Below are 13,265 nucleotides of genomic sequence, written 5' to 3'. Positions count from 1 at the left end.
GACGTGGGCAGGAATTTGTTTGACTTGACTGGAAAGATTGCGCTCGTGACCGGAGCGAGCCGCGGGATTGGCGAGGAGATTGCCAAACTGCTTGCGGAGCAGGGGGCGCACGTGATCGTGTCGAGCCGCAAGATTGCGGATTGTCAGGCGGTTGCCGATCGAATCGTGCAGGCGGGGGGGAGTGCCGAAGCGCTTGCCTGCCACGTCGGCAGGATGGAGGACATTGCCGGCGCGTTCGAGCATATTCGCAGCAGGCATGCGCGTCTGGACATCCTCGTGAACAACGCGGCAGCCAATCCCTATTTCGGGCACATCCTCGACACAGATCTCGCCGCCTACAACAAGACAGTCGAGGTCAATGTGCGCGGCTATTTCTTCATGTCGGTCGAAGCGGGCAAGATGATGAAGGAACAGGGTGGCGGGGCCATCGTCAATACGGCATCGATAAACGCACTGCAGCCGGGCGACAGACAGGGCATCTATTCGATCACCAAGGCGGCAGTCGTGAATATGACGAAAGCATTCGCAAAGGAGTGCGGATCGTTCGGCATTCGCGTGAATGCGCTGCTCCCCGGCCTCACGGAAACGAAGTTTGCGGGTGCGCTGTTCGAGAACAAGGACATCTACGAGCGTTGGCTGGCCGATATCCCGCTGCGCCGCCACGCACAACCGCGCGAGATGGCTGGCACGGTGCTGTATCTGGTGTCCGATGCGGCCAGCTATACGAATGGCGAGTGTGTCGTGGTGGACGGCGGCCTGACGATCTAACGGGAAAGCGTCGATGCCATCTGTGTCGATCTGGAGAAAACGTGCCTGAGCGTTCCGTTTTGCCGCTGCGGCGGAGCCGGCTTGTCGTAAGGGATGGGGTGGCGCTGCTCTCTCACCAGCACCCTTCGTCGCGCAACGCGCTGGGTGTCGCATTGCGCCGGGACTATCGGGACATGCTGGATTGGCTCGATGGTAGACGCGATATCGCGGCGCTCGTATTGACCGGTTCGGGCGGCAGCTTCTGTTCAGGCGCCGATCTGAAGGCAACGGAAGACAGCAGCACCGACGATTCCCGGCGGCCCGCGCCGATGGATGTACGGGCACTCGTGCTCGATATTCATGAATGGTTCGGGCGGCTTCGAGACCTCGAGATGCCCGTCATTGCGGCGGTGGAAGGGCCGGCTGCGGGCGCTGGATTCTCGCTCGCGCTGGCTGCCGACTTCGTCTTCGCGTCGCCTCGCGCGACATTCTGCATGTCGTTCGGGAAGATTGGATTGATTCCGGATCTGGCGGCGCTATATCAGCTTCCCCGGATCGTCGGGCTGTCCACAACGAAGGAGCTCGTCATGACCGCGCGCAGCATGAGCGCCGAGGAAGCGAAACAGCTCGGTATCGTGCATGCCATTCACGACGCCGACGATCTCGTGGAAGCGGCGTGCCGCTTCGCAGAGCGTTTCAGGGAGGCGTCGCGCGACGCGACGGGTATCGCGAAGCGGCTCCTCAACCGGAGCTTTGAAACGTCCTATCGAGAGTTCGCGGAGCTTGAGGCTGAAGGGCAGGCCGACGCGGCGGCCACGGCCTATTTCGCGGAAGCCATCGCTGCGTTCGTTACCGGCAGACCGCGACGGTTCGACTGGGACCGTATGTGACGCTTCCCGGGCCAATGAAAGTGGCTGGAAGCGTCATTTGATCAGATCCTGTTTGCGCGCCCATATCATCGCGTCGTACCGGCTCGACACGCCAAGCTTGGCGAAGATATTGCGCAGATTCCACTTTACCGTTTCGAGCGTAATGTTCAGCGCGAGCGCGATGCGCTTGTTCGACATGGCCTGCGCGACCAGGCCCAGAATTTCCACTTCGCGCTGGGTCAACTGCGGCTGCAGCTTTGACGCGCCGCCACGGCCCGGCGCGCCTGCAAGGCCGTCCCGGACGACGCTATCGGGAAACTTGTCGAGCAGCATGCTCGCGTACTGAAGGACCGCGCCCTCGAGTTTGCGTTCGCGCACCATCCTTGCGAGCAGTTTGCCCGCTGCCGCACCTTCGTCCACGAAGGTGCGCACGAGGCCCAGGTGTTGAGCGGCCTCGACCGCGCGTGACAGACAGAACCTGGCATCGGAGTCGTTTTTTTGCTCCGCGAAGATCGTCGCCGAGAGCAGATCGGCGAGCGCCGCCAGGCGCCCGCGCCCAAACTCCACGGCGTGGCTTCGCGTGACCTGCAGCGCCCGCAGCGCCTCCTCGGGCTGATCGTGGCACAACACGCGCGCGCGAGCCAGCGCGACGACAGCGGGAATTTCCGCACGGTAGCCCTGCTCCGCAGGATGCGCCTGCTCGATCTCGTCCAGCAGTCCCAGGGTATCCCGTGCACGCGCATGGTCGCGCTTGAGCAGCAGGATCTTGATCTGCTCGGCGAGCATGTGCGCGACCGCCCGGATCTGGCGCATGCTGCGCAGATGCGCAGTCTGCTGCTCGAGGAACGCGAGCGCCGCCTCCGGGCTTTCCTGCAGCAAATCGAGGCGCGCGCGGCACAGCGATGCGCGAATCATCACGTCGGGGCCTGAAGACTGGAGCAGCCCGCGGCGATTGGCGATGGTTTCGCGGGCATCGTCGATGCGATCGAGTTCGTACCAGGCGTCCGCGAGTACGCTCGCGCAGACGTTGGCACTGATCGAGTAGCGGCCTACGGCATGAACCGAACGCTCGAGCAGCGCGGCGCTTTCTCGCTGGGCCTCGCGTACGTTGCCTTCGAGCAGCATGCTGCTCGCGCGCGTCGCCTGCGCGACGAGCGCCATGTCATTGTCGCGGTCCGCAGGGGGAACCGGGTGGCGATCGAGCAGACGCTTCGCATCGGCGTACCGGCCCGCGGCGCCATAAGCCGCGCACAGCTCCGAGATCAGCAGGTATTGCAGGAACGGATTCTCGATCGGCTCGTTGAGCAGCGGTTCGAGCAGATCGATCATGTGCTGCGTGTCGTCATGCTGGAACGCAATGGCGGCATGTATCAATGGCAGACTGCGCGCGATCTCCGGGTAGGTGCTGAGTGCGTTGTCCTGCAGTTGCGCAAGCCAGGCTTTGGCTTTGGCCGGACGGGTCGTGAGCGCCACGGTCAGGCAGGCGATGAACAGCAGCCGCTGGTGCCTGAACAGTGTCTCCTCCGGCAACCGTTCGAGAAGGTGGAGCGTGGGGCTCAGGTATTCGAGACTCCATGTAGCGGGCGCCGCGCGCTCGATAACCGACGCGGCAAATTCCACGTCTTCACCGGCACTCGCGTGGCGCACGGCCTCGGCGAGCAATCCGTGTCCGGCGTACCAGCGGCTCGCACGTCGATGCAGCTCGCACACGGCAGCCGGCTCCCGGCGCGCAAGACGGGTCGCGAGAAATTCGCCGAAGAGCGGATGAAAGCGATACCACGCAGTCCGGTCGTCGGAGTCGACGCGGATGATCAGCAGGTTTTCGTCTTCCATGCGCTGAAGCAGTTCAGCCGCGTGCTCCACGCCGGTGACCGCGTGCGCGAGCGAGGCGTTAAAGCGGCGCAGGATCGAGAGCGCTTCGGCGAATTCGGCCAGTTCTGCGGGGAGGTGAGCCATCACCTCCTCGCTCAGATACGTTTGCAGATCGCTCGAGCGCCAGACGAGGTCGCGCAGCATCGCGCGCGTCTCGGGCCGGTTCTTGAGCATGATGACGATGAGCTGGATGCATGACGGCCAGCCGCTTGTCAGCTCATGGATTAGCGTGAGTTCGTCCGCATTGATCTTGCCTGGCCCCAGGTTTTCGTCGACGAAGGTGCGCGTTTCGGCGAGATCGAAGGGCAGCCCGGCACTCTCGAGCTCAACCGTCTGGTCCATCATGCGCAGGCGGCTCAGGCTCAGCGGCGGCGTCACACGTGAGGCGATCACCAGATGCAGGTTGCCCGGCCCGTGGTCGAGCAGCTTTTGCATGAAGCGGTGCGCGAGCGGCGCTTCGACGTATTGGTAGTCGTCGATGAAAATGTACAGGTCCTTGGGCAGATCGATTGCGGCCTCGACGATGGCCGCAATCGATGCATCCATGGCCGCCGCGCTCGTGTTCTCGAGCGGCAGATCCATTTCGACAGCCATGCCCGCGCGCTGCATTGCAGCAAAGAGTGCGCTACAGAAGTCGATGTAGCTCTTGTCTTCGCCCGTGAGCGACAGCCACGCCACCTCCGCACCCGCCTTCAGGCACGCCTGGCGCCATTGCGCCAGCAGCGTCGTCTTGCCATAGCCCGCGCTGCCTGTGACGAGCGCGAGGCGGCAGTACTGCACGCGTTGCAACTGGGCGAGCAGATCCGCGCGCAGGACGTGCTTGGCGCCGATGCGCGGCGGCGAGAACTTGGTGGAAACCAGGTGTTTGGGGAAAGGCGTATTCAAGTCGTCACCCAGTCAGTGCGATGCGGCACGCGGTGCAGATTCATGTGCGGGAACGGTGCCCTTACGTTCGCAAATGCCGGCCCGAAATGCTCCCCCTCAGAACGAGGGGTGATTAATGAACTGGCGGAAATTAACTTACCACAACCGCAGCGTCAAGAACGTGCGTTCACGAATTCCGGAGGGGAAATGAGTTATTCGCAGGCAGTGGTAGGAGCGACGGGCTGGTTGACGATGGATCGTCCCGCCGCGATGAACAGCCTCAATCGCGAGATGGCAACGGGCCTGACCGCGCAGTTGAATGCATGGCGCAACGATGACTCGGTGCGGGTGGTGGTGCTGACCGGCAATGGTCGCGCCTTCTGTGCCGGCGCCGATCTGATCGAGGCCGCCGCGCCGACGCAGCCGGATCAGCGTGAGTTCCTCGAGCTGATCGTCGAATTCTTCGACACCTTGCGCGCGTTCCCGAAGCCGGTGATCGCGGCGGTCAATGGACTCGCGCTGGCGGGCGGCCTTGAAGTGGTGCTGGCGTGCGATGTGGTGCTTGCCGCCGAATCGGCGCGCCTCGGTGACGCGCATTCGAATTTTGGCGTGTTTCCCGGCGCCGGCGGTGCCGCGATTCTGCCGCGCAAGGTGCCGGCGAACGTCGCGCGTTATCTGCTGTTCACGGGCGATTCGATGAACGCGGCCGAACTCAAGGGCTACGGCCTCGTGAACGAGGTGCTTGCCGATGCAGAGCTCAAGACGCGCGCGCAGGCGCTGGCCGACAAGTTCTCGAAGAAGAGCCCGCTCGTGCTCGCGCGCATGAAGCGCGTGGCAGGCGAGGCGGCCGACAAGTCGGCGGCGGACGCGCTGCGCCATGAGCTGCTGGAGCTGCGTGACCACCAGCGCTCGTACGACATCAAGGAAGGGCTGCGCGCGTTTGCCGAGAAGCGCGAGCCGCAGTTCAAAGGTTGCTGAGATCAACACGAAGCAAAGGCATTGAAAATGGAAAAAATCTATATCGTTGGCGTGGGCATGACGCCTTTTGGCCGGCATCTCGACAAATCGGTCAAGCAATTGACGGGCTGGGCCGTCGAGGACGCACTCAAGGACGCGGGTTGCGAGCGCGACTGGATTCAGGCCGCTTACTTCGGCAACACGACGCAGGGGCACATGCAGGGCCAGCACATGATCCGCGGCCAGGTGGCCCTGATTCCGCTGGGCTTCGGCGGCATCCCGATCCACAACGTCGAAAGCGCGTGCGCGTCGGCCAGCAGCGCCTTTCACCTCGCGGTGACGCAGCTTCGCGCGGGCATGGCTGACGTCGTGCTCGCCGTCGGCGCGGAAAAGATGTACTCGAGCGACAAGGCGCGCATGTTCTCGGTGTTCGACTCCGCATGGGACGTCGAGACGGCCGAGGCCAACGCGGCGAAGATGGTCGAACTGGGCAAGGGAGTGAGCGTGCCGGACGGCACCCAGTCCGACAAGCCCTATAGCGTGTTCATGGACGTGTACGCCGGAATCGGGCGCCAACTGATGTCGCGCTACGGCATCACACAGCGCCAGTTCGCCGCCGTATCCGCGAAGAACCATGGCCATTCCGTGCACAACGAGCGCTCCCAATACCGCAAGCCGATGTCGATCGAGGAGATTCTCGCCGCGCCGCCGATCACGTATCCGCTCACGCTGCCCATGTGCTCGCCAATTTCCGACGGCGCCGCCGCCGCGATCCTTTGCACGGAATCCGCGCTCAAGCGTTACGGCTTCAATCGCAGCCGCGCGGTGCGCGTGCTCGCGACGATCGTGCGCTCGGCATCGCAGCGCTCGGGTGACGATCTCGCGAACCACATCACGGTCCACGCGGCGAAGCTCGCGTATGAAGAAGCAGGCATCGGGCCCGAGGACATCAACGTGGCGGAGCTGCACGACGCATCGTCGATCGGAGAAATCGCGTTGTGCGAGAACCTCGGTCTGTGCAAGCCGGGTGAGAGCGGTGTGATGGCCGAGCGTGGCGAGAGCACGATCGGCGGCCGTCTGCCGATCAATCCATCGGGCGGCCTCGAATCGAAGGGCCATCCGATCGGTGCGACAGGCCTCGGCCAGATCTTCGAACTGGTCGAGCAATTGCGCGGCGAATGCGGCGCGCGCCAGGTGGACGGCGCCCGTTTCGCGATCCAGGGCAATGGCGGCGGGCTGTGGGGCGTCGAAGAAAGCATCGACCATATCGGCATTTTCGGCCGCGACTGACAAAGTAACGAAAACAGGAATACACACCATGTCGTATCAACTGCCCACTGAAGAGCAGACGCTGGCTGTCGAGAGCTTTCGCAAGTTCCTGCAGTCGGAAGTCAAGCCCGTCGCCCGCGAATATCGCGACCGTTTCATCCCGAAGGAAAAGATGCGCGAGCTCACCCAGCGCATCGCCGAGTTCGGCCTGCCTGGCTGCACCATCCCCGTGGAGTATGGCGGCATGGGCTGGTCGTTCACCACCCAGGGGATGCTGTTCGAGGAACTGGTGGCCTGCTCATGCGACATCGCGCTATGCGTGATGCTCAACATGGGGCTCACGTCGATGCTGTGCAACGCGCGCCCCGAAGTACGCGAACGCTACATGCCCGACGCGCTCGCCGGCAAGATCTTCGGCTCGATTGGCATCAGCGAGCCCGACGTCGGATCGAACGTCGCCGAGCTCAAGACGCGCGCCGTGCGCGACGGCGACCACTTCATCGTCAACGGCGAGAAGACGTGGATCACGAACGGCGTCTACTCGGACGTGCTGATTTGCACCGTGCGCGGCGAAAAGGGTCTTTCGCATATTCTCATCGACCGTAAGGAGCATGGCTACGAGTCGCGCAATATCGACAAGATCGCGCTTGGCTCGCAGTCGACGGCGCAGATCTTCATTACCGATGCGCGCGTGCCGGCGACCAACCTGATCGGCGAAGAAGGCGAAGGCCTGCGCAACACCATGAAGGTGTTCGAAAACGCACGCGCCCATGTGGGCACGCTATCGGTCGGCATCATGCGCGCCGCGCTGGAGGAGTCCATCGCCTATGCGAAGGAGCGCAAGCAGTTCGGCAAGGTGATTGCCGCGCACCAGCTCATCGCTGCGAAGATCGCGAATATGGCGATCATGGTGGACGCGGCACGTCTGATGTGCCAGCGCGTGTTCGGCCTGATCGACGCGGGCGTGCGCTGCGACCTGCAGGCTTCGATGGCAAAGGCTTTCGCGACGGAAGCGGCGGTGCAGGTTTGCCGCGACGCGGTGCAGCTGCACGGCGGAAACGGCATCACGAAGGAGTTCAACGTCGAGCGTCTGTTGCGCGAAGCGATCATCATCCCGATTCCCGACGGCACGACCGAGATCCAGCAGCTCATCATCTCGCGCGCGTTGACCGGGGTCGCTGCTTTCGTCTGATGGATCGATCGATGTCCGGCTTTGGATTTTGCCGGCCTGTGCAGTGGTTCTTCGCGTGCCTGCGCGAAGAACCTTTTTTATTTGCAGACGTACCGGCGGCACGACCGTGCCGGATGTCCACGCCGCCAGGAGGGCGCATGAGCCGTGACGATTCGATGATTCCGCAGTCTTCCAGCGCCGTCCTGCGTTATCCGTTTGCCACGACGCCTGCAGTTGGAGAGGCCATCGAGGTCGCGCCATCGGTGCTATGGATGCGCCTGTCCCTTCCTGTGGCGCTCGCACATATCAATGTCTGGGCCATCGAGGACGGTCACGGCTGGGCGATCGTCGATACGGGCTTGTGTTTGCCCGACTCGCCGCAGGTATGGGAGCAGTTGCTCGCGGGGCCGCTCGGCAATCGTCCCGTGACGCGCGTGCTGGTCACGCACCTGCATGCGGATCATGTGGGCATGGCGGGTTGGCTCACACGGCGTTTCGGCTGCCCGTTGTGGATGACGCGCGTCGAGTACCTGACGTGCCGCGCCAATGTGGCCGATATCGGGTGCGAAGCGCCGCTCGACGGCGTGCGCTTTTATCGCCACGCGGGCTGGGACGAGAGCGCGATCGAGGGTTACCGCAAGCGGTTTGGCCGGCACAGCCGCATGATTCACCCGCTGCCCGAGAGCTTCATCCGCCTCGAAGACGGCGCGAGCATCACAATCGGCGCTTTCGACTGGCAGGTAGTGGTTGGGCGCGGTCATACCCCGGAGCACGCATGCCTCTACAGCCCCGAGCTGGAACTCCTGATTTCTGGAGACCAGGTGCTGCCTCGCATCTCGTCGAACGTCTCGGTCCATCCGCTCGAGCCACACGCCGACCCACTGGCGGAATGGCTCGCGTCCATCGATAAACTTCGTGCGATGGTGCCCGCCGGCGTACTCGTGCTGCCGGCGCATAACGAGCCCTTTTTCGGCCTGCACGAGCGCCTCGCGCGGCTCGCGCAGGGTGTGTCGCGCAGCCTGGAGCGTCTGCGCGAAAAGCTCGCGAGGCCGCAGCGCGCCGTCGATGTGTTCGGCACCTTGTTCGCGCGCAGCATCGGCATGGATGATCCGACGACCATGACGCTGGCAACGGGAGAGGCACTGGCCTTTCTGAACTACCTCGTGAAGCGCGGCGAGGCGCGCTGCGACGTCGATGACGACGGCGTAGGGTGGTACGTCGCGAGTGCCGCGTGACAGATAAAGTCCGAGATAGAGTTCGGGATAAAGTCCGCCGATTCACGAAGGGGCGAACCGGCGGCAAGTGTGAGACGCGCCGCTTAGCTCACGCGGCGCCGTTTCTGGCCCCAGTATCTTTCGCGAATCTGGCGGCGCAGCACTTTGCCGACGACGCTTAGCGGCAGCGCCTCGACGAAAGCAATCGACTTGGGCGCCTTGAACCTGCCGATGCGCGCCTTCACGTAGGCGATCAACTCGTCCGTATCGATTGCCGCGTCGGCTTTCAGGACCACTTCCGCATGGACTGCCTCACCCCATTCGTCGTGCGGCACGCCCACGACCGCGGAAATCGCGACGGCCGGATGGGCGTTGAGCGCCGCCTCGACTTCGATGGCGTAAACATTGAATCCGCCCGTGATGATCATGTCCTTCTTCCGGTCGACGATGTACAGATAGCCTTCCTCGTCGAGGTAGCCGAGATCGCCTGACTTCCAGAATCCGTTGCTGAATTCGGCGGCCGTGCCTTCGGGATTGTTCAGATAGCCGACTATCGTGGACGCTGCGCGGATCCAGATCTCGCCGATGTCGCCAGCGGGCACCGGCATGCCGCGTTCGTCGACGACGAGCAGTTCGATACCGCATGCGATCCGCCCAGCGGAGGCGAGCCGCGCGGGCGTGGCTGCGGCGTGATCCGCCTTGTTGAGCGTCGCTACGGGCTGCAGGCATTCGGTCGATCCGTAGACCTGAACAAAAATGTTGCCGAAGCGCTCTTGCAGCGGCCCGAGTTTCGCCGGGCTCATCGGTGCGGCGCCGTAATGAATCGTGCGCAGCGACGAGAGATCGTGAGCGCTCGCTTCAGGCATGTCGAGCAGACGGTATAGCAGTGTCGGGACCAGCATCGCCATCGTGACGCGTTCGGCTTCGAGGTTGCGGCACCACTGGGCCAGATCCGGCGCGTTCTGGGTGACGGTGCAGCCCCCGCGAAAGAGGGTGGGAAGCATGCCGAGTCCCGAGCCGTGGCTGATCGGCGCCATATGCAGGAAACGCGTTTGCGCGTCGAAGACCTGTTCGCGTTCGAGATAATAGGAATCGCGGCAGGCGAGCCAGTTTGCGATCGTGTACTGTGCGCACTTGCCTTTGCCCGTCGTTCCGCCGGTGAAGCGATAAATGAGGACATCGCGCGCGGCGTCGCTTTCGATGCCAGGGTCCGCGTCGCTCACGCCGTCCAGCAGGTCCCAGAAGTAGTGCAGGCCTTCCCGCGCGGCTGGCAAGGGGTCCATGGCGACCACCGTCGCACCGAGCGAGCGCAACATCTCGAAGTAGGGATCGATGAGATCGTTTTCAAGGAAGACGACTTTCGGGCGCACGAATTCAGCCTGCCAGCGGTGCTCGTCGGCACTGTCGAGCCGGTTGGTCCAGGCGGCCGTCGCCTCGCCCTTGAGCGCTGTCCACGCATGCAGGAGCGACAGGTTGTCGTTTTCGAGGATGCACAGCCAGGTGTCGCCGCGCCGCAGGCCGAGACGCTCGCGCATCATGTTGACGACGCGGTTTGTGAGGCAATGGAGCTCGGAAAAGCTGTACCGGCGACCTCGTTCGACGTTCACGAGCGCTTCGCGCGCGCCGTAGCAGAGGGACAATTGTTCGACGGTTCGGGCAAAGTTGATGATCACAGCGTGCGTCTCCGCGGAGTAGGAAGGGATCTGCCGGTTCGCGGAATATAGGTGTGGGCGGCATGAGGATCGCCCCTCGTTTGGTGGGGGCGGGCAGACCCTGGGGTGATACCTGCGGGCACACGGCGCGCGCACCCCTTCAAAAGAGGGGTGCCGCCGATCGGGACGCTGCCTATGATGGTCCAGTGCCGGTCCGGCCGATCGGCGGACACAACAACTGAAGGAGAACGTATGACGCGCAAAGTCGTCGTCGCGGGCGTGGGCATGGTCCCGTTCCGCAAGCCGGGTGCCAGTGAAACCTATGATCTGATGGGCGCCGAGGCGGCGCGTCTCGCGCTGGCCGATGCCGGTGTCACCTACGAGGCGATCCAGCAGGCCTACGCATGCTTCATCTATGGCGATTCCACGGCGGGTCAGCGCGCGCTCTATCACGTCGGCATGACGCGCCTGCCGATCATCAACGTCAATAACAATTGCTCGACCGGTTCGACGGGGCTTTATCTCGCGCGCCAGGCCATCGAAGCGGGCGCGCTCGATATCGCTCTCGTGGTCGGGTTCGAGCAGATGAACCCCGGCGCGCTCGGCAGCTATTTCAACGACCGGCCGTTGCCCGCGGACCTCTTCATCAAACAATGCGACCGCCTGGGCGTGCCCGCCGACATTCCGCCGGCGCTGCGCATTTTCGGCGGAGCGGGTATGGAGCACATGAAGCGCTTCGGCACGCCGCTCGCGAGCTTCGCGAAGATTCGTGCGAAGGCAAGCCGCCATGCGGCCAACAACCCGCTCGCGGTATTCCGCAAGGTCGTGAGCGCCGAAGACGTGCTGGCCGACCAGGTGATGTGGCCGGGCGTGATGACGCGCTTGATGGCGTGCCCGCCCACATGCGGCGCGGCGGCGGCAGTGCTGTGCAGCGAGGACTACGCGCGCCGCCATGGACTCGATTCGCGAGTCTGGATCGCCGCGCAGGCGCTCACGACCGATGGCCCGGAATCGCTGGAAGGCGACGACCTGCGCGACGTGGCCGGCTTCGGCATGGCGAAGGACGCAGCGAAGCAGGTCTACGAGGCGGCCGGTATCGGCGCCGAGGATGTGAACGTAGTCGAACTGCACGACTGCTTCGCCCACAACGAACTGATCACCTACGAAGCGCTCGGCCTGTGCCCTGAAGGCGGTGCGGAGAAGTTCATTGACGACGGCGACAACACCTATGGCGGCCGCTACGTCGTCAACCCTTCGGGCGGCCTGCTCTCGAAGGGGCATCCGATTGGCGCGACGGGCCTCGCGCAATGCACGGAACTCGTCCAGCAACTGCGCGGCGCCGCGGGAGAGCGCCAGGTGGAGGGCGCACGCGTGGCGCTGCAGCACAACGTCGGTATCGGCGGTGCCTGCGTAGTCACGATGTATCGCAATTGAGGGGAGACGCCGATGGACTTTCAACCCGATACCGGGCTCGACTCGTTCCGTGAGGAGGTGCGCGCGTTCCTGCGCGAGCATCTGCCACGCGATCTCGCTGGCAAGCCGGTGGGCAGTGTTCGATCGATGCGGCCGGACCTCGTGCGCTGGCAAAAAATCCTGAATGCCAGAGGGTGGGGCGCACCTCACTGGGCACAACGCGATGGCGGCACCGGCTGGACCGTGTTGCAGCGACTTGTATTCGACGAAGAGTGCGTTGCGGCCGGCGCGCCGACCCAGGACGGCTTCGCCCAGAAGCTGCTTGGGCCGGTGCTCAACGAGTTCGCGACGCCCGAGCAGAAGGCCGAGCATGTGCCGCTCATTCTCAACGGCGAACGCCTTTGGTGCCAGGGCTTCTCGGAGCCCGGCTCGGGCTCGGACCTTGCCTCGCTGCGCACTCGCGCGGTGCGCGACGGCGACCACTACGTCGTCAATGGCCAGAAGATCTGGACGAGCTATGCGCACGAGTCCGACTGGATCTTCCTGCTCGTGCGCACCGACACGGAGGTGAAGAAGCAGGCCGGCATCAGCTTCCTGCTCGTCGACATGAAGACACCCGGCATCACCGTGCGTCCGATTCGCAGCATCGACGATTGCCATCATCTGAACGAGACGTTCTTCGACAACGTGCGCGTGCCGGTGGCGAACCGCATCGGCGCGGAGGGCGATGGCTGGAAGATCACGAAGTTTCTGCTCAACAACGAGCATGCAAGCGCAGCAGATTTGCCGATACTGCGCCGCTACCTGATCCAGCTGCGCGCGCTCGCAGCGACGCAACGGGTTGGGACGGCGCCTCTCATCGCACAGCCGGAATTCGCGTTGCGGCTGGCGCGCCTCGAGGCGGAGGTCACCGCGGTCGCGACGATGGTCAAGCGCGTCGCGGCGATGGAGCAGGATCACAGCCCGGCCGCTCACGCGATGGGCTCGATCCTCAAGGTGCGCGGCACCGAATTGCAGCAGCGCATGAGCGAATTGCTGGTGGAGACGCTCGGCGACTATGGCGCGCTAGCGTATCCGGAGCCGCACGACGATTGCTCGAACCCACCCATGCCGCTTCAGGACATCGGCCGCGGTATCGCGAACGAAATGTTCTTCCGCCGTGCGTCGACGATCTATGGCGGCACGAGCGAAGTCCAGCGCGGGATCATCGCCAGGATGCTGTTTCAACTCTGAGTCG

General features: G+C 63.9%; 10 protein-coding genes. 8 read left to right on the top strand and 2 right to left on the bottom strand.

Annotated features, from left to right (window positions below; genetic code table 11):
• The first annotated feature begins 3 nt into the window (after nucleotides 1-3).
• Both P5W98_RS18395 and P5W98_RS18390 read left to right on the top strand, forming a co-directional pair.
• The gene (locus tag P5W98_RS18395; RefSeq protein WP_421026615.1) at nucleotides 4-768 is read left to right on the top strand and encodes an SDR family oxidoreductase; all 765 of its coding nucleotides are present in this window, start codon (nucleotides 4-6) and stop codon (nucleotides 766-768) included.
• 41 nt (nucleotides 769-809) lie between these two features.
• On the top strand, nucleotides 810-1,637 hold the full coding sequence (locus P5W98_RS18390; protein ID WP_421026616.1) for an enoyl-CoA hydratase/isomerase family protein: 828 nt from the start codon (nucleotides 810-812) through the stop codon (nucleotides 1,635-1,637).
• A 33-nt stretch (nucleotides 1,638-1,670) separates the two neighbouring features.
• On the opposite strand, the gene P5W98_RS18385 is transcribed toward P5W98_RS18390, so the two are convergent.
• Complete coding sequence (locus P5W98_RS18385) at nucleotides 1,671-4,373, bottom strand: LuxR C-terminal-related transcriptional regulator (protein ID WP_421026617.1); 2,703 nt, start codon at nucleotides 4,371-4,373, stop codon at nucleotides 1,671-1,673.
• Between the two features lie 186 nt (nucleotides 4,374-4,559).
• On the opposite strand from P5W98_RS18385, the gene P5W98_RS18380 reads away from it, so the two are divergent.
• The 4 genes from P5W98_RS18380 to P5W98_RS18365 all read left to right on the top strand — a co-directional run bounded on the left by P5W98_RS18380 (nucleotide 4,560) and on the right by P5W98_RS18365 (nucleotide 8,984).
• Nucleotides 4,560-5,330 (top strand): enoyl-CoA hydratase/isomerase family protein, encoded by a 771-nt coding sequence (locus tag P5W98_RS18380; protein ID WP_421026618.1) that lies wholly within the window; start codon nucleotides 4,560-4,562, stop codon nucleotides 5,328-5,330.
• Between the two features lie 27 nt (nucleotides 5,331-5,357).
• Entirely contained in the window at nucleotides 5,358-6,599 is a 1,242-nt protein-coding gene (locus P5W98_RS18375; RefSeq protein ID WP_421026619.1) for a thiolase family protein, read from the top strand.
• A 28-nt stretch (nucleotides 6,600-6,627) separates the two neighbouring features.
• Nucleotides 6,628-7,770, top strand: a complete 1,143-nt coding sequence (locus P5W98_RS18370) for an acyl-CoA dehydrogenase family protein (protein WP_421026620.1) — start codon at nucleotides 6,628-6,630, stop codon at nucleotides 7,768-7,770.
• 137 nt (nucleotides 7,771-7,907) lie between these two features.
• Nucleotides 7,908-8,984 (top strand): MBL fold metallo-hydrolase, encoded by a 1,077-nt coding sequence (locus tag P5W98_RS18365; RefSeq protein ID WP_421026621.1) that lies wholly within the window; start codon nucleotides 7,908-7,910, stop codon nucleotides 8,982-8,984.
• 83 nt (nucleotides 8,985-9,067) lie between these two features.
• Here P5W98_RS18365 and P5W98_RS18360 read toward each other — a convergent pair whose 3' ends face one another.
• Nucleotides 9,068-10,636, bottom strand: a complete 1,569-nt coding sequence (locus P5W98_RS18360) for an AMP-binding protein (protein ID WP_421026622.1) — start codon at nucleotides 10,634-10,636, stop codon at nucleotides 9,068-9,070.
• A gap of 231 nt (nucleotides 10,637-10,867) precedes the next feature.
• On the opposite strand from P5W98_RS18360, the gene P5W98_RS18355 reads away from it, so the two are divergent.
• Together P5W98_RS18355 and P5W98_RS18350 are read left to right on the top strand one after the other, a co-directional pair.
• A complete protein-coding gene (locus P5W98_RS18355) occupies nucleotides 10,868-12,049 on the top strand; it encodes a lipid-transfer protein (RefSeq protein ID WP_421026623.1) in 1,182 nt (393 codons plus the stop codon).
• Between the two features lie 12 nt (nucleotides 12,050-12,061).
• Nucleotides 12,062-13,261 (top strand): acyl-CoA dehydrogenase, encoded by a 1,200-nt coding sequence (locus P5W98_RS18350; RefSeq protein WP_421026624.1) that lies wholly within the window; start codon nucleotides 12,062-12,064, stop codon nucleotides 13,259-13,261.
• Nucleotides 13,262-13,265: the final 4 nt, after the last annotated feature.

It is taken from the genome of Paraburkholderia sp. A1BS-2L (assembly GCF_051125205.1).
In the GTDB taxonomy this organism is placed as follows: domain Bacteria; phylum Pseudomonadota; class Gammaproteobacteria; order Burkholderiales; family Burkholderiaceae; genus Paraburkholderia.
Note: the sequence above shows the minus strand (reverse complement) of the source record. Positions and strands in the feature narration are given on the sequence as shown.